This window comes from Nocardiopsis sp. NPDC055879 (genome assembly GCF_053615935.1).
Map to the genome: position 1 here is coordinate 172,656 of NZ_JBSHCT010000008.1, position 15,942 is coordinate 188,597.

The following is a 15,942-nucleotide window of genomic DNA, read 5'->3' on the forward strand; positions in this document are numbered from 1 at the left end:
TCCGGAGTGGAGTGGAGCTATGGGGATTCGAACCCCAGACCTCCTCCATGCCATGGAGGCGCGCTACCGACTGCGCCATAGCCCCTTGTGGGAGTCGTCGGGGCTGCGCCCTTTCGACTCCCTGAACTTTAGCGGATGATCGGCCGTTCGTCGAAACGGAATCAGGCGTCGTCGCTGAGGACGACGGGCTCGGGGAGGCTGGCGGCGTTGTGTTCCATGAGTCGCCAGGTCTCACCACGGGCCTGGAGGACGGACCAGTTGCAGTTGCCGAGGGGGCCGAGGAGCTCGCGGCGTTCGTCGGGGATGTCGAGCATGCGTGAGATCCCCACACGCAGGGCCGCCCCGTGGCTGACCATGACGAGGAGGCCGCCGGCGGGGGTCTTGGCGAGTCCCCGTTCGATGGCCGCGCGCATGCGGTCGCCGACGTCGGCGATGGCCTCTCCGTCGGGGATGTCCATGGTCGGGTGTTGGGCGGGGTAGCGCTCGGCGAGTTCGGTGGCGGTGTGCCCTTCCCAGGATCCGCCGTAGCGTTCCCGCAGGCCCTTGTCGAACTCCACCGGAAGCCCGGAGGCACGTTCGAGGTATCCGGCGGTGTCGGCGGCGCGCTTGAGGTCGGACGCGACGATGAGGGCGGGGTTCAAGGTCGCGAGCAGCCGACCGGCCCGTTCGGCCTGAGCGTGGCCGACCGGGTCGAGGTCGATGTCGGTCTGCCCCTGGAAGCGTTTCTCGACGTTCCAGGAGGTGCGTCCGTGCCGCCAGAACAGCACACGAGGGGTGTCACTCACGTGGTGTGTCTCTCTTGTCCGGCGGCCCCTGCGGCCGCGTGGGCTTGCTACTCGTCCAGCGGGGTGCGTTCGGCCCCGCGGGAGCCCTCGGGGAGCTCGATCTCGGGGCAGTCCTTCCAGAGGCGTTCGAGCCCGTAGAAGCCGCGCTCCTCCTCGTGCTGGACGTGCACGATGATCTCGGCGTAGTCCAGCAGGACCCAGCGGCCGTCGCGTTCGCCCTCGCGGCGGACGGGCTTGGCGCCGGACTTGATGCGCAGCTGGTCCTCGACCTCGTCGACGATGGCGCGGACCTGACGGTCGTTGGGCGCCGAGCACAGCACGAAGGCGTCGGTGATCATGAGCTGTTCGCTGACGTCGTAGGCGATGATCTCCTGGCCGAGCTTGTCGGAGGCGGCCTCTGCGGCGACCTGGACCAGTTCCACTGCCCTGTCGGTGGCTGTCACGTTGTGGTTGCTGCCTTCACTTGATCGGGTGCGACCGGTGACGGTTGTGGTCCGTCACCTCATGGCTCCAGGTAGAGCCCGGTCTTGTGGATGTAGCGGACGATGCCGTCGGGTACCAGGTACCAGATGGGTTCGCCCTTGCGGACGCGTTCGCGGCACTCGGTCGAGGAGATGGCGAGCGCGGGGACCTCCACCAGGGAGACCTTGCCTTCGGGAAGGCCGGTGTCGCTGAGGTGGTGTCCGGGCCGGTTACAGCCTACGAAATGCGCGAGGTCGAAGAGTTCGTCGACGTTGTGCCAGCTGAGGATCGCGCCGAGGGCGTCGGCTCCGGTGATGAAGTACAACTCCACGTCGGGCCCGTAGGAGGCGCGCATCTGGCGGAGGGTGTCGATGGTGTAGGTCGGCCCGGAGCGATCGATCTCGGCACGATCGACCCGGAATTGGGGGTTCTCGGCCGTGGCGATGACCGTCATCAGGTAGCGGTCCTCGGAGGGGGTGACCTTGGCGGGGTCCTTCTGCCAGGGCTGTCCGGTGGGAACGAAGACGACCTCGTCGAGCCCGAAGAGGTGGGCGACCTCACTGGCGGCCACGAGGTGACCGTGGTGGATGGGGTCGAAGGTTCCACCCATGATGCCGACCTTGGTCGGGGACGTTCCGACCCGTCTCTGTCTCAGCGCGGTCTCGTCCTGGGGGGAGGCGCCGGTGGCCTGGTCCGTCACTGTGCGCTCCGTTTCGCCGTATCACTGTCTTGGTGGCCCGTTTCAGCCACCTGAGGGTAGCCGACCCCGGGTACCGGTGGTCGACCGTGTGTCGTGTCATCATCGCCCTGAACTGCTCGAACAAGGCCTGTGCCCGCTTCCTTCCCCGCAGGTCGTGAAGGATGTGCACGAACGCGTCATATCTCGTTCGCCGCAAACCGTGGCCAAGCCGCATCGTGACGCATAGCATGCCGATATGGCCAACTCACCAGATCGCGTCCGTGTCCGGCTCACCGATATCTCCGCGCGTGCCTACGAGCACCCCGCCGATCGTGGCGCCCTGGTGGCGCTGCGATCCCTGACGGGTTTCGACACCCTCGTCAAGTCCGTTTTCGGGCGGATCAACGAACGCTCCCTGCGCCTGATGTTCCTCTCCAGCGCCGTGCGGGTCAGCCCCACCCAGTTCCCGGAACTGCACGACTACCTGCGCGACGCGGCCTACGTCCTGGACCTGGACGAGGTTCCCGAGCTCTACGTCAAGATGGATCCCCAGCCCAACGCCATGGCGATCGGCCGCAAGAAGCCGTTCATCGTCATGACGACCGGTCTGTTCGACCTGTTCGACGCCGAGGAGAAGCGGTTCGTCATCGGGCACGAGGTCGGGCACGTGCTCAGTGGCCACACCATCTACCGCACGTTGCTCCTGTTGCTGGTGTGGCTGTCCACCAAGATCATGTGGATCCCGTTGGGCGCCATCGCCATCCAGGCGATCCTGGCGGGGCTGCGGGAGTGGCAGCGCAAGTCCGAGCTGTCCAGTGACCGTGCCGGGCTGCTCGCCTGCCAGAACCCGGACGCCGCCAAGCGCGCCCTGATGAAGCTCGCCGGTGGTTCCAACCTGTCCCAGATGAACCCCGATTCCTTCATGGAGCAGGCTCGCGAGTACGAGGGCGGCGGCGACGCCGTGGACAGCGTGCTGAAGCTGATGACCACCGTTCCGGCGACGCACCCCTTCGCGGTGGTCCGGGTGGCCGAGCTGCACCGGTGGGTGGAGAGCGGCGAGTACCAGCGCGTCGTCGACGGCGACTACCCCCGCCGCTCCACCGACCGTGACGCCAAAGTCACCGAGGAGGCGGGCAACGCGGCCAGGTCCTACCGGGACGAGTGGAACCGCACCAGCGACCCGCTGGTCAGCACCCTGCGCGGGGTGGCCGACGGCGCCGGGCGCGCGGGCGGCCGCATCTTCGACTCGATGGCGGACCGCTGGCGGAACGGTGGGAACCAGGGCGACACCCGGGGCGAGTCCGGTTCGGGCGGCACGAACGGCTCCAACGACAACTGACCTCGACCGGAACACCGTCGTGGTCGATGGCGGGGGTGGAGGGGGCGATCGGTATGGTCGCCCCTCCACCCCCGCCGTTCGTCGTGCGGGCCCGGTCGTCAGCGGGCGCCGAGGGCGTCGCGCACGGTACGCCAGGCGGTGTGCGCGGGGTCGATGACGGCGAAGTGGTCGGCTCCGGCGATCTCCCGGTACTCCACGGGGTCACCGGCGGCCCGGGCCGCGGCCACGTAGTCGCGGCTGTGTTCGACGGGAACCCGTTGGTCGGCGGCGCCGTGCACGATCAACTGCGGGACTCCGATGGGGAGTCGGTGCAGGGGCGAGGATTCCGTGTACAGCTCGGGGGCGGGATCGGGGCCGAGGAAGGGTGCGACGGCGTCCTCTCCCAGCCCGGCGTCGGCGCAGCGGCGCAGGTCGGTGATGGGCGCCAGGGTGACCACGGAGGTGACGAGGGAGTCCGCGGCGGTCATGAGGGCGAGGTGCCCGCCGGCGGAGTGACCGATGGCGACCACGCGTGAGGTGTCCAGCCCGTCCTCGTGGTCGGCGGTGGCGGCGAGCAGGTCCAGGGCGCGGGCGACGTCGTGGGCCGTCCGTGGCCAGCCACCGCCGTCGGTTCCGGTGCGGCGGTATTCGACGTTCCACACGAACCACCCGGCGGCGGCCAGGTCCCCGGCCAAGGGGTCCATGAGGCGCGCGTCGTGCAGGTCCCGCCACCAGCCGCCGTGCAGTAGAACCGCGACCGGGGCGGGTCCGTCGTACCGGCGTGGCTCGTGGCGGTGGACGATCTGGCTGGGGTGGTCGCCATAGGCGGTCGACACCGTGGTCTCCCTAGGGCTCGTCTCGGGTGGTGTGGGGACGCCACCGTCGGTGCCGGGTGGAGTCGTCGCCGGACCGTAGCAGTTCGAGTCGGGGACGCGGCCCGTCGGTGCGTCCGGTGGGGGGTTTGCGGCTACCGGCGCGGAAGGGGACCGGCCAGGTGACGCCGGGGCCCGCGTAGTCCTGTTCGGCGGCGGCGTGGAGGGTCCAGTGCGGGTCGTACAGGTGGGGGCGGCCCAGGGCGCACAGGTCGGCGCGACCGGCCAGGATGGTCGAGTTGACGTCGTCGTGGGAGGAGATGGCGCCCACGGCGATGACGGGGACACCGAGTTCGCGGCGGACTCGTTCGGCGTAGGGGACCTGGTAGCTGCGCCCGAACGCGGGTTCCTCGTCGGGGGTGACCTGTCCGGTGGAGACGTCGATGGCGTCGGCTCCGGCCGCGACGAGGGCGCGGGCGATCCGGACCGCGTCGTCGCCGGTGGTGCCGCCCTCGACCCAGTCGGTGGCGGATACGCGCACGGTGAGGGGTTTGTGGTCGGGCCAGGCGGCGCGCACGGCGGTGAGGACTTCCAGGGGGTAGCGGAGCCGGCCGGTCAGGTCGCCCCCGTAGGCGTCGGTGCGTCGGTTGGTGACCGGGGACAGGAACGAGGACAGCAGGTAGCCGTGCGCGCAGTGGAGTTCGAGCAGGTCGAACCCGGCCCGGTCGGCGGCGTGGGCGGCGGCGACGAAGTCGTCGCGGATGGCGTCCATGGCGGCCCGGTCCAGTTCCCGGGGTACCTGGTTGACTCCGTCACGGTAGGGCAGCGGCGATGGGGAGACCACCGGCCAGTTGCCGGTGGTCAGGGGTTGGTCGATCCCCTCCCACATCAGTCGGGTGGAGCCCTTGCGGCCGGCGTGCCCGAGCTGCACTCCGACGCGGGCCCGGCTGTGCTCGTGCGCGAAGTCGGTGAAGCGGCGCCAGGCGGTCTCGTGTTCGGGTGCGTAGAGTCCGGCGCAGCCGGGGGTGATGCGGGCGTCGGCGGACACGCACACCATCTCGGTCATGACGAGTCCGGCGCCACCGAGGGCCTTGCCGCCCAGGTGGACGAGGTGGAAGTCGCCGGGGGTGCCGTCGGTGGAGGAGTACATGTCCATGGCCGAGACGACGACCCGGTTGTCCAGTTCCAACGCGCCCAGGCGGAAGGGGTGGAACATGGGCGGGCGAACTGCGGGGGCGCCTTCTCCGCCCGTGACCTCGCGGGCCACCTTGTGGGCGAACCAGTCGTCGACCCGGGCGACGAACTCCGGGTCGCGCAGGCGCAGGTTGTCGTAGGTGACGCGGCGGCTGCGGGTCAGCAGGTCGAAGGCGAACGGCAGCGGGTCGGCGTCGACGTGGCGGTGGATGTCCTCGAACCATTCCAGGCTGGCCTGGGCGGCGCGTTGGGTGCTGGTCACCACGGCTCGGCGTTCGTCCTCGTAGGCGTCCAGGGCACTCGGCAGATCGGGGTGCTCGTGCAGGCGGGCGGCGAGCGCCAGGGCGTCCTCCATGGCCAGCTTGGTGCCGGATCCGATGGAGAAGTGCGCGGTGTGCGCGGCGTCGCCGAGCAGGACGACGTTGCCATGGTGCCAGGTGCGGTTGCGGACGGTGGTGAAGCGCTGCCAGCGGGAGTTGTTGGGCAGCAGTCGGTGCCGTCCCAGGACGTCGGCGAACAGCTTCTCGCAGCGGGCGATGGCGTCGAGGTCGCTCTCCCCGGGGGCGAGGTCTCGGTCGACGAACCCGGCGGCCTCCCACACGTCCTCGGCCATCTCCACGAGGAACGTACTGGCGTCGGTCGCGTAGGGGTAGCAGTGCAGCTGCATGATCCCGTGCGGGGTGCGCAGGATGTGGAAGTTGAACGCGTCGAAGACCAGGTCGGTGCCCAGCCACATGAACCGGTTGCTCCGCGGTTCGAGGGTGGTGCCGAACGCGTCGGCGTGGGCGGTGCGCGTGGCGCTGTTCGCTCCGTCCGCGGCGACCACGAGGTCGTACTCGGCGGCGAGTTCCGCGGCGGGCGGCGCCTCGGTGCGGGTGTGGACGCGCACTCCGAGTTCGGCGCAGCGGGCGCGCAGGATCTGTAGGAGGGCCCGGCGGCCGATGGCGGCGAAGCCGTGCCCGCCGGAGGTGGTGACGGTGCCGTCGAAGTGGACGTCGATGTCGTCCCAGCGGGCGAACTCCGCGGTGAGTCGCTCGTAGGCTCGGGGGTCGGCGTGTTCGATGCCGCCGAGGGTCTCGTCGGAGAGCACCACGCCGAATCCGAAGGTGTCGTCCGGGGCGTTGCGTTCGTAGACGGTGATGTCGTGGGTGGCGTCGAGTTGTCGGGCCAGGGCCGCGAAGTACAGTCCCGCGGGTCCAGCGCCGATACACACGATGCGCATCGCGCCGCCTTCCTGTTCGTTGACGTCCTGTTCGTCGACGTCACGGTCTGCCGGGTGCCGTCGCCCGCGCGTCGGGGCGGGCCGCTCGGTGGTCGGGACTCGCGTGTGGTGTCACAGGGTGCCCTCCCGCAGCCGGAAGCGCTGGAGCTTGCCGGTGGCGGTCCGGGGCAGTTCGTCGACGAAGACCACCGAGCGCGGCGTCTTGTACGGGGAGATGCGGGAGCGCACGTGTTCGCGCAGGCGATCGGCCAGGGCGGTGTCGGCGGTCGGACCCGGCCGCGGCACCACGTACGCCCGTACGGCCAGGCCGCGTTCGGGGTCCTCCACCCCCACCACGGCCGCCTCCTCCACGTCGGGGGAGGTGAGCAGCGCCTCCTCCACCTCGGCGGGGGCGATGTTGTAGCCGGCGGAGACGATCATGTCGTCGCTGCGCGCCCGGTACCAGAAGTAGCCGTCCTCGTCGCGTACGTAGGTGTCTCCGGTGTGGTTCCAGCCGTGGCGGACGTACTCCCTCTGGCGCGGGTCGTTCAGGTAGCGGCAGCCGACGGGGCCGCGGACCGCCAGGTGTCCGGGTTCGCCGTCGGGGACGGGGTCGCCCTTGTCGTCGAGGACGGCGGCGGTGAACCCGGGGACGGGCCTGCCGGTGGAGCCGGGGCGCATGTGGTCGTCGGTGGAGGAGATGAAGATGTGCAGCATCTCGGTGGCGCCGATGCCGTCGAGCAGCCGCACACCGGTGGCCTCGAACCAGTCCCGCCAGGTGACCGCCGGCAGGTGCTCACCGGCGGACACGCACCGGCGCAGGGTGGACAGGTCGCGGTCGCCGCGTCCGGCGAGCATGGCCCGGTAGGCGGTGGGCGCGGTGAACAGGATGGTGGCGCCTCGTTCGGTGACGGCGTCCAGCAGCGCCTCGGGGCGCGGGCGTTCCAGCAGCACCGTGGCGGCTCCGGCGCGCAACGGGAAGATCAGCAGTCCGCCGAGTCCGAAGGTGAACGCGAAGGGCGGGCTGCCGACGAACAGGTCCTCGGGGGCGGGCTTGAGCACTTGGGCGGAGTAGGTGTCGGCGATGGCGAGCACGTCGCGGTGGAAGTGCACGCACCCCTTGGGGTCGCCGGTGGTACCGGAGGTGTAGGCGATCATGCAGGCGTCGTCGGCGGCGGTGCGCACGGCGGTGAACGGGTCGGGGTGGGCGGCCACCCGTGCGGTGAGGTCGTCGGGGCCCTTTCCGCCGTACACCAGGGTCGAGGGGGCGTCCTCCCCCACCCGCCGGGACGCCTCGTCCAGGTCGTCCAGGAAGCGGGCGTCGCACAGCGCGTGGGCCACGTGCGCGGAGCGCAGGATGGTGGCGAGCTCACCGGCGCGCAACATCGGGAGGACGGTGACGACCACGCCCCCGGCCTTGAGCACGGCCAGCCAGCAGGCGGCGAGCCAGGGGGCGTTGGGGCCGCGCAGCAGCACCCGCTCCCCCGGTCTCAGGCCGCGTTCCTCCACCAGGACGTGGGCGATGCGATCCACCCGGTCCCGCAGTTCTCCGTAGGTCAGCGTCTCGTGTTCGCCCACGACGCAGCGCCGGTCGGCGCCGTGGCCGGCGATGGTGCCGTCCAGGAGCTCTTCCGCGCAGTTGAGGCGCTCGGGTACGTCCAGGGGTTCGATGAGCGGCCACTGTTCCAGGGGCGGCAGGTGGTCGCGGGTGAAGGTGTCCTCGTACGCGCTCGGGGTCGAGGACGGTGGGAGCGGTCGGTCGGGCGGAGAGTGCGACATTGCTGGACCTCCGAGTGCGGGGTGCGACAGCGGGCGGCGTGGCCGTGGTGACGGCTCGGTGTCGGCTCGTGGACGACTACATGTGACGGGCGATGATCTGGCGCTGGACCTCCGAGGCCCCTTCATAGATGCGGGGTGCGCGGACCTCTCGGTACAGGTGTTCCAGGAGGTGGCCCCGGTGCAGGGCACGCGCACCGTGCAGTTGGACGGCGGAGTCGACCACGTACTGGGCGGTCTCGGTGGCGAACAGCTTGGCCATCGCCGCCTTGAGCGTGACGTCGGGCCCACCCGAGTCGTACTCCTCGGCGGCGGCGTACACCAGCAGGCGGGCGGCCTCGGTACGCGTGGCCATCTCGGCGAGCGTGTGGGAGACGGTCTGCAGAGCGGTGAGGGGTCCTCCGAAGGCGCGACGCTCGGCGGTGTGCTCCTTGGCGGCGGCCAGAGCCGCCCGGGCCATGCCGACGGCGAACGCGCCGACGCTGGGACGGAACAGGTCCAGGGTGCGCATGGCCACCGAGAACCCCTGGTCGGGGGCGCCCACCAGGTCCTCCGAGCCGACCTGGACCCCGTCGAAGACCAGGTGCCCCAGAGCGTGCGGGGACAGCATCTCCAGGGGCTCACCGGACAGGCCCGGGCGGTCGGCGGGGACGCAGAAGGCGGTGACGCCCCGGGAACGGGTGCCGGGGGTGGTTCGGGCGAAGACGGTGTAGAAGTCGGCGTCCGGCGCGTTGGAGATCCACGTCTTCTCACCGTGCAGTCGCCAACCGTCGCCGGACGGTTCGGCGCGCAGCTCCAGCGCGGCGGCGTCGGACCCGGCCTCGGGTTCGGTGAGGGCGAAGGCCGCCACCGCCCGTCCCGCCGCGGCCTCGGGGACCCAGCGCTTCCGCTGTCGGTCGCTCCCGGACTGCAGGAGGGGGTAGGTCCCCAGCCCTTGGAGGGCCAGGGCGGTCTCGGCGTGGGTGTCGACACCGGCCAGGTGTTCGCGGAGCAGGCACAACCGAGTGGCGGGGGCCTCGCGCAGAGGTCCGTCGTCGGCCGTGCCGGGGAACAGCGCTGGCAACAGCCCGCTCTCGCCCAGGCCCTGGAGCAGTGCCCGGTCGACGCGTCCCGGTTCGCCGGGGGTGTCGTCGAGTTCGGTCGCCCGGTCGGTGACCCATCGGGCGAACTCGTGGTCGTTTTCGTGGGGCGGGAGCGCCATGGGCGACCTCGACTCTCTCGGGAACGTGATCCGCCTCACTCCGAAGATGCACCCAGAACGTGACGGCCGTCAAGAGAGTGATATGAACTTACCGGGAAACCAAACGTGATGAGGGTGAAGGCCGAGCACCGCAAGGGGTGCCGACACCGGCGGCTATCGTGTGCCCATGATTGTCAACAGCGACCGAGCAGCCCCGGACCCCACAGCCGACGCCGACCGCGTCCTGCGCCGTCCCCGGGCCCTGATCGTGTCGTTCTTCGGCACCTACGCCCGCGACGTGGGCGGATGGACGGGGGTGGCCGACCTGATCGCGTTGATGGGCGGACTCGACGTCGACGGCCCCTCGGTCCGCTCGGCGGTCTCCCGGCTCAAACGCCGTGGACTACTGGTGTCCGAGCGTCTGGGCGGCGCTGCCGGCTACCGGCTCTCCGACGAGGGACGCCGCATACTCGGCGAGGGTGACCAGCGCATCTTCGGCCACCGGGTGGCTCGCGCCGAGGACGGTTGGGTACTGGTGGTGTTCTCCGTTCCCGAGTCCGAACGTCGCCGCCGGCACGCGTTGCGGACCCAGCTGACCCGGCTGGGGTTCGGCACCACCGCCGCCGGGGTGTGGATCGCACCCGCGCACCTCACCGACCAGGCGCGCGCCACCCTGCGGGAACTGGACCTGGAGGAGCACGCGGAGCTGTTCCACGCGACCCACCTGGACTTTCGCGACCTGACCACGTCCGTCGCCCGCTGGTGGGACCTGCCCGCGCTTCAAGCGATGTACCGGGGGTTCCTCGACGAACACGAGCCGGTGCTGACCGCGTGGCGCCGCCGCGGCACACCTTCGGACCACGACCCCGAGCAGCGGGCGATGGCCTTCGCCGACCACCTGCGCGCGGTGGACTCCTGGCGGAGGCTGCCGTTCCTCGACCCGGGGCTGCCACCCGAACTGCTGCCCGACCGGTGGGCGGGCAGCAGGGCCGCGCGTGTCTTCTTCGACCTGCACGCCCTGCTGCGCGGGCCCGCCCTGGACCACGTCCGCGCCACCGTGGCCCCCTGAGGTCAGTCGGTCGGCCCCGGGATGACGGCGTCGCAGACCAGTTCCAACAAGGCACCGGGTTCGAACAACTCGGCCACCCCGAACAACGCCACGGCCGGGTAGTGGCGACCCATGTGGGCGCGATAGACCCGGCCCAGTTCCCGCCCGGAGGCCCGGTAGCCGGGCACGTCGGTGGTGTACACGCTCAGACGGGTCAGGTGTTCGGGTGAACCACCACAGGCTCGCAGGGCGGTGACGACGTTGGCCAGGGCACCGTCGAACTGGTCGACCAGGGACTCGGCGGCCAGCCGCCCGTCGGGCCCGGAGGCGATCTGTCCGGCCAGGTGGACCAGACGGCCCGGGGCGGGGACCACGGCGTGGGAGAAGCCCGGGTTGGGTCCGAGTTCGGGCGGGTTCACCAGTGTGTGCGGGGTGGGCGGCAGGTGTACGGGTTCCACTCAGCGTCCCTTCCATTGGGGGGTGCGACGGCCGGTGAAGGCGGCGTGGAATTCGGCGTAGTCCTCACCGCGCATGAGCAACGCCTGGGTCATGGCCTCCAGTTCGATGGCCCCGGACAGACTCATGTCGAGTTCCCGGGACACCAGGGCCTTGGTCTGGGCGTAGGCGAAGGAAGGGCCCTTGGCCAGCCTCTCGGCGAGCCGGTCCACGGCGGCGTCGAGCTCGTGGTCCTCCACCAGTTCGCTCACCAGACCGATGCGTTCGGCCTCGTCGGACTCCACCGTGTCGCCGAGCATGAGGACGCGGGTGGCGTTTCCCAGGCCGACCATGCGGGGCAGCAGGTAGGCGGCGCCCATGTCGGCCCCGGACAACCCCACCCTGGTGAACAGGAACGCGAAGCGGGCCGAGCGGGCCACCACCCGGAAGTCGGAGGCCAGGGCCAGGACCGCGCCGGCGCCGGCGGCCATGCCCTGGATCCCGGCGATCACGGGGATCGGGCACTCGCGCATCGCCCGGATCACCTCCCCGGTCATGCGGGTGAAGGCGAGGAGTTCGTCGGGGGCCATCTCCAGGGTCCGGCCGATGATCTCGTCGACGTCGCCACCGGAGCAGAAGGCCCGGCCCTGGCCGCGCAGGACCAGCACGCGGGTGTCGTCGCGGTGCGGCAGTTCCAGCAGCAGGTCCCGCAGGTCGGCGTAGGCCTCGAAGGTGAGTGCGTTGAGCCGGTCGGGCCGGTTCAGGGTGACGGTGGTGACCCCGTCGACCCGGGTCAGGTCGAAGTGGTCCCACCGGTCGGTGAGCGGCACGGAGCCGCGAAAGGCGCTCATCGTTGGGTGTCTCCTCCGTCAAGGGTGAGGGACTGGCCGTTGATCGCCCCGGCCAGGGGGCTCGCCAGGTAGGTGACGGCGGCCGCCACCTCCTCGGGTTCGATGAGCCGGCCCAGGGGCGTTGCCTCGGCGAGGGCGCGTTCGGCCCGGCCGGGGTCGCGTCCGGTGCGTTCGGCGATACGGGCCACCGAACGTTCGGTCATGGGGGTGCGTACGAAGGAGGGGCACACGGAGTTGACGGTCACGCCGGTGCCGGCGACCTCGTCGGCCACCGAACGGGCCAGGCCGAGGACGGCGTGCTTGGCGGCCGCGTAGGCGACGGTGTAGCGGGTTCCGGTGTGCGCGGCGGTGGACGCGACGAAGATCGCGCGCCCGTGGTCGCGTTCGAGCATGCCGGGTAGTAGGGCCCGGGTGAGCAGGAACGCGGAGGTGGCGTTGGCGTCCAGGTGGTGACGCCACAGGTCGAGGTCGGTGTCGCGCAGGCGGGCGCTGTGCGCGGAGCCGGCATTGTTGACCAGGACGGACACGGGGCCGAGTGATTCGGTGAGTTCGGACACGGCGACTTCGTCGGCGAGGTCGCACACCCGGGTGGCGACGAAGTGCCCCCGCTCCCGGGCGTCGTCGGCGAGCAGAGCGAGGCGATCGGGGTCACGGCCCAGGGCCACCACCTCGTGCCCGGCCTCGGCGAGCGCGAACACGACGGCTCGTCCGATGCCACCGGAGCCGCCGGAGACCACGGCGAGCCGTTGGGAGTCAGCCATGGCGCGAACATATCACTCAATCATGACCGTCGTCACGGGTGCGATATAAACCGGAAAGGGTTGGCGGCACAACGACGGCAGCGCCGCCGGCCGGAGGCCGTCGACGCTGCCGTGATCCGTTCACCCGGGCACCGACGAAGTCGGAAGGTCCGAGGCGAGTGGGTACCCCTAGAAGGCGGGACCGGCCTCGATGGCCGCGTCCACGGTCTCGGCGCGGGCCTCCTCGACCTCGTCCGCCAGGTCGGCCTCGTGGGCCTCGAACTCGGCGGTCACCTCGGCGGCCAGCGCGCGCATGGCGACCTCCTCGGTGACGATGCCGCCACGCACGCGGTTGGCGTCACCGATCTGGGCGGTCGGGCTGTTGCCGGTGGCCACCAGGTCGCCGCCGACGATGTTGTTGTCGATGTAGGCACCACCGGAGACGCCGGTGACGGACAGGTCACCGTCGACGTAGTTGACCGAAGCGCAGAAGTCGTCGCTCTCGCCGGCACCGACCGCGATCGGGCCGGAGCTGTCGCTGTAGGTGGCGTTGCCCAGGACCTCGCTGTCGCACAGGATCCCGCCGGAGGCGGAGCCGTTGACGGTGAGGTCGCCGCGGACGACGCTGTCGTAGATGTCGGCGTAGACGACACCGTCGGCGTTCACGCCGTCGGTGATACGGCCGCCGTTGACGTAGAGCTCGCCGGTGGTCGCGTCCACGGACGCGGCGGAGGCACCGACCACGTAGACGAAACCGTCGTTGGCGGCGCCCTCGGCGGCCTGGGCCCGCAGAGCGGCGACCGAACTGCCGTCCTCCAGGTAGGTGCCGTAGGAACCGGAGTTGACCACGTCACCGTCGACCGTGGTGTCGGAGGCGTCGAAGTAGGCGTCGCCGGCGACGGACACCTCGCCCTCGATGGCGCCACCGATGATGTGGAGGTTGGCGTCCTGCTCGACGGTGACGTCGCCCTGGACGACGGTGCCGTCCAGGAAGCAGCTCGCGCCGGAGGGGACCTTCAGATCGGTCGGCAGGGTGATCTCACCGCCGTGACCGGAGCACAGGGTGACCAGATCGGCCTGGGCAGGAGCAGCCATCATGGTGACGCTGCCGATCGCCAGAGCCGCGGTGGCGGTGGACGCGGCGATCTTACTCCCGAGCTTCATGCGGGGGATTTCCTTTCGTCGTGACCGGTGGGGGCCGGACGCTCCTGATTAGGGTGCGGGAAGAGCGCCGTGTGACACCAAAGCGAAAGTACCGATCGGCGACGGCTTTGGGAATACTTGTCCGGGGAAGTTTCGCCTCTGCCCAGGTTTCGCCGAAGGAAACAACCGAGGTGACGCAAGTGACCGTCATGGCGCGTGTGCCCATCGGTACCGGGGTTCACCACGGTGGCATGAGAACGGGGAAGGGCCGCCCGATTCCTCGAACGGCCCTTCCCCGAAGTCGCATGCCACCCGGCGTGTGGTCACTTCAGGTGACCGTCACCGGTGACCACGTACTTGGTCGATGTCATTTCGGCGAGACCCATCGGACCCCTGGCGTGCAGTTTCTGGGTGGAAATACCGATTTCCGCGCCGAATCCGAACTCGCCACCGTCCGTGAAACGGGTGGAGGCGTTCACCATCACCGCGGCCGAGTCCACCCGGGCCACAAAGTACCGGGAGGTGGCCAGCGAGTCGGTGATGATCGCCTCGGTGTGCTGGGTGGAGTACTCGCGGATGTGCGCCAACGCCGCGTCGACGTCGGGCACCACTCGCACGGCCAGGTCCATGTCCAGGTACTCGGTCGCCCAGTCCTCCTCCGTCGCCTCGACCACCGTGGCCCGGGTCGGGTGGGCCGCGGCGATCTCCAGGACCCGAGGGTCGCCGTGGACGGTCACACCGGCCTCGGCGAGGGACTCCAGTGCCCGCGGCACGAACGCCTCGGCGACCGCCTCGTGCACCAGGAGCGTCTCCGCGGAGTTGCACACCGAGCAGCGCTGCGCCTTGGCGTTGGTGGCGATGGCCACCGCCTTGTCCAGGTCGGCGTCGGCGTCCACGTACACGTGGCACAGGCCCTCGCCGGTCTCGATCACCGGAACGGTGGAGTCACGCACGATGGCCTGGATGAGCGAGCCGCCGCCACGTGGGATGAGCACGTCGACCAGGCCACGCGCACGCATCAGCGCGGTGGAGGACTCACGGGTGCGCCCGGGGACGAGTTGGATCGCGTCGACCGGCACCTCGGTGCCCTCCAGCGCGTCCCGCAGCACCCGCACGATGGCGGTGTTGGAGTTGTAGGCCGAGGACGATCCGCGCAGTAGCGCGGCGTTCCCACTCTTCAGACACAGTGCGGCCGCGTCGACGGTGACGTTGGGCCTGCCCTCGTAGATGATCCCGATGACACCCAGTGGCACGCGGATCTGCCGCAGGTCCAGGCCGTTGGGGAGCACGCCTCCGCGCACCGACTCGCCCACCGGGTCCGGCAGCTCGACGATCTCGCGCACGGCCTCGGCGATGGCCTCGATCCGCCGTGGAGTGAGGGTGAGCCGGTCGATCATGGCCGGGCCGGTGCCCTCGGCTCGGGCGCGCTCGACGTCCTCGGCGTTGGCCGCGGTGATCTCGTCGGACCGCTTGAGCAGGTTATCGGCGATCGCGTTCAGGGCGGCGTCCTTGGCCGACCTGCTGAGCGTGGCGAGGTCGACGGCCGCGTCCTTGCCGCGTCGGGCCACATCGTGGACCTCACGCTCGATGTCACTGTTGACTGTCATTTCGGGCTTCCTTGCTCGGGAGGCCGCCCCGGCCGGTGGCGCCTGCGGCGTCGAAGGGCACCGTCGCCGGAGGGATTCCCTCCAGCGTATAGCGCCTGGTCGACCACCGCAGGGGTTGTCCACGGGCCGAGCCGGTCCCGGGGTCGGAAGAGGTCAGCGCCAGCCGTAGCGGTCGCGCAGGACGGCGGCGACCTTCCAGAAGATGTCCTCGTTCATCACGGCGGCCTCGCGGCGGATGTCGTCCTCGTCGAACTCGAAGAGGCGGTCCACCCGCAGGTAGGAGTCGCGTTCCTCACGGTCCCAGGGGCCGGAGCCGATGGGCAGCCAGTCCTGGCGCTCGTGGTCGTCGGGCCGCTGGGAGGACAGCATCAGGCCGTGCAGGCGGCGACCCTTGCGGCCGACCACCAGCATGGGCCGGTCCTTGCCCTGGCTCGCGTCCTCCTCGAAGGGCACCCACGTCCACACGATCTCGCCGGCGTCGGCGAGACCGTCCCTTTCCGGGGCGTAGACGAGCTTGGTGGCGTTGCGGCCGGTCGGGATCTCGCGGACGGCGCCCTCGTGCGGATGGGAGTCGCCGTGCTGTGTCGTCTGTTGAGTCACGCACCGCATCCTAGTGCCGCGTCTCGGAGCGGTCGTGGTCACTCGGGTGGATCCGGCTCCGGCAGGACACGAGGGCGCGGACGCGGTGGCCCGCCTCGGTCGTTCCACCGA

At 70.5% G+C, this 15,942-nt stretch carries 15 protein-coding genes and 1 tRNA gene; 2 read left to right on the forward strand and 14 right to left on the reverse strand.

What is annotated here, in order from left to right:
* Positions 1-12 precede the first annotated feature (12 nt).
* The 4 genes from ACWGKS_RS11660 to nadD form a co-directional block, all read right to left on the reverse strand.
* Positions 13-85, reverse strand: a tRNA-Ala gene (locus ACWGKS_RS11660).
* A 76-nt stretch (positions 86-161) separates the two neighbouring features.
* Positions 162-785, reverse strand: a complete 624-nt coding sequence (locus ACWGKS_RS11665; RefSeq protein ID WP_358512887.1) for a histidine phosphatase family protein — start codon at positions 783-785, stop codon at positions 162-164.
* A gap of 47 nt (positions 786-832) precedes the next feature.
* On the reverse strand, positions 833-1,228 hold the full coding sequence (gene rsfS, locus ACWGKS_RS11670; protein WP_358512885.1) for a ribosome silencing factor: 396 nt from the start codon (positions 1,226-1,228) through the stop codon (positions 833-835).
* Positions 1,229-1,287: 59 nt separating this feature from the next.
* Complete coding sequence (nadD, locus tag ACWGKS_RS11675; RefSeq protein ID WP_358512934.1) at positions 1,288-1,902, reverse strand: nicotinate-nucleotide adenylyltransferase; 615 nt, start codon at positions 1,900-1,902, stop codon at positions 1,288-1,290.
* A gap of 280 nt (positions 1,903-2,182) precedes the next feature.
* Here nadD and ACWGKS_RS11680 point away from each other — a divergent pair, with 280 nt between their 5' ends.
* Positions 2,183-3,265 (forward strand): M48 family metallopeptidase, encoded by a 1,083-nt coding sequence (locus ACWGKS_RS11680; protein WP_358512883.1) that lies wholly within the window; start codon positions 2,183-2,185, stop codon positions 3,263-3,265.
* Between the two features lie 98 nt (positions 3,266-3,363).
* Here the strand turns inward: ACWGKS_RS11680 and ACWGKS_RS11685 are convergent, their stop codons facing one another.
* The 4 genes from ACWGKS_RS11685 to ACWGKS_RS11700 form a co-directional block, all read right to left on the reverse strand.
* On the reverse strand, positions 3,364-4,080 hold the full coding sequence (locus ACWGKS_RS11685; RefSeq protein WP_358512881.1) for an alpha/beta hydrolase family protein: 717 nt from the start codon (positions 4,078-4,080) through the stop codon (positions 3,364-3,366).
* Between the two features lie 10 nt (positions 4,081-4,090).
* Positions 4,091-6,472 carry a bifunctional salicylyl-CoA 5-hydroxylase/oxidoreductase gene (locus tag ACWGKS_RS11690; RefSeq protein WP_358512879.1) on the reverse strand — a complete coding sequence of 794 codons (2,382 nt, stop codon included), beginning with the start codon at positions 6,470-6,472 and terminating at the stop codon, positions 4,091-4,093.
* 111 nt (positions 6,473-6,583) lie between these two features.
* Positions 6,584-8,230 carry a benzoate-CoA ligase family protein gene (locus ACWGKS_RS11695; RefSeq protein ID WP_358512877.1) on the reverse strand — a complete coding sequence of 549 codons (1,647 nt, stop codon included), beginning with the start codon at positions 8,228-8,230 and terminating at the stop codon, positions 6,584-6,586.
* A gap of 76 nt (positions 8,231-8,306) precedes the next feature.
* Positions 8,307-9,428, reverse strand: a complete 1,122-nt coding sequence (locus tag ACWGKS_RS11700) for an acyl-CoA dehydrogenase family protein (RefSeq protein ID WP_452456575.1) — start codon at positions 9,426-9,428, stop codon at positions 8,307-8,309.
* Positions 9,429-9,594: 166 nt separating this feature from the next.
* On the opposite strand from ACWGKS_RS11700, the gene ACWGKS_RS11705 reads away from it, so the two are divergent.
* Positions 9,595-10,476 carry a PaaX family transcriptional regulator gene (locus ACWGKS_RS11705; RefSeq protein ID WP_358512873.1) on the forward strand — a complete coding sequence of 294 codons (882 nt, stop codon included), beginning with the start codon at positions 9,595-9,597 and terminating at the stop codon, positions 10,474-10,476.
* A 2-nt stretch (positions 10,477-10,478) separates the two neighbouring features.
* Here ACWGKS_RS11705 and ACWGKS_RS11710 read toward each other — a convergent pair whose 3' ends face one another.
* From ACWGKS_RS11710 to ACWGKS_RS11735, 6 genes are all read right to left on the reverse strand, one after another.
* The gene (locus tag ACWGKS_RS11710) at positions 10,479-10,913 is read right to left on the reverse strand and encodes a RidA family protein (RefSeq protein WP_358512871.1); all 435 of its coding nucleotides are present in this window, start codon (positions 10,911-10,913) and stop codon (positions 10,479-10,481) included.
* Positions 10,914-11,741 (reverse strand): enoyl-CoA hydratase family protein, encoded by an 828-nt coding sequence (locus ACWGKS_RS11715; RefSeq protein WP_452456574.1) that lies wholly within the window; start codon positions 11,739-11,741, stop codon positions 10,914-10,916.
* A complete protein-coding gene (locus ACWGKS_RS11720) occupies positions 11,738-12,502 on the reverse strand; it encodes an SDR family NAD(P)-dependent oxidoreductase (protein WP_452522547.1) in 765 nt (254 codons plus the stop codon). The genes ACWGKS_RS11715 and ACWGKS_RS11720 overlap by 4 nt, the downstream gene beginning before the upstream one ends.
* A 168-nt stretch (positions 12,503-12,670) precedes the next feature.
* Positions 12,671-13,645: a hypothetical protein gene (locus ACWGKS_RS11725; RefSeq protein WP_452456573.1), complete on the reverse strand. Its 975-nt coding sequence runs from the start codon at positions 13,643-13,645 to the stop codon at positions 12,671-12,673.
* Between the two features lie 302 nt (positions 13,646-13,947).
* Positions 13,948-15,231: a glutamate-5-semialdehyde dehydrogenase gene (locus tag ACWGKS_RS11730; RefSeq protein ID WP_452456572.1), complete on the reverse strand. Its 1,284-nt coding sequence runs from the start codon at positions 15,229-15,231 to the stop codon at positions 13,948-13,950.
* Between the two features lie 153 nt (positions 15,232-15,384).
* Complete coding sequence (locus ACWGKS_RS11735) at positions 15,385-15,831, reverse strand: type II toxin-antitoxin system PemK/MazF family toxin (protein ID WP_358512861.1); 447 nt, start codon at positions 15,829-15,831, stop codon at positions 15,385-15,387.
* Positions 15,832-15,942 lie beyond the last annotated feature (111 nt).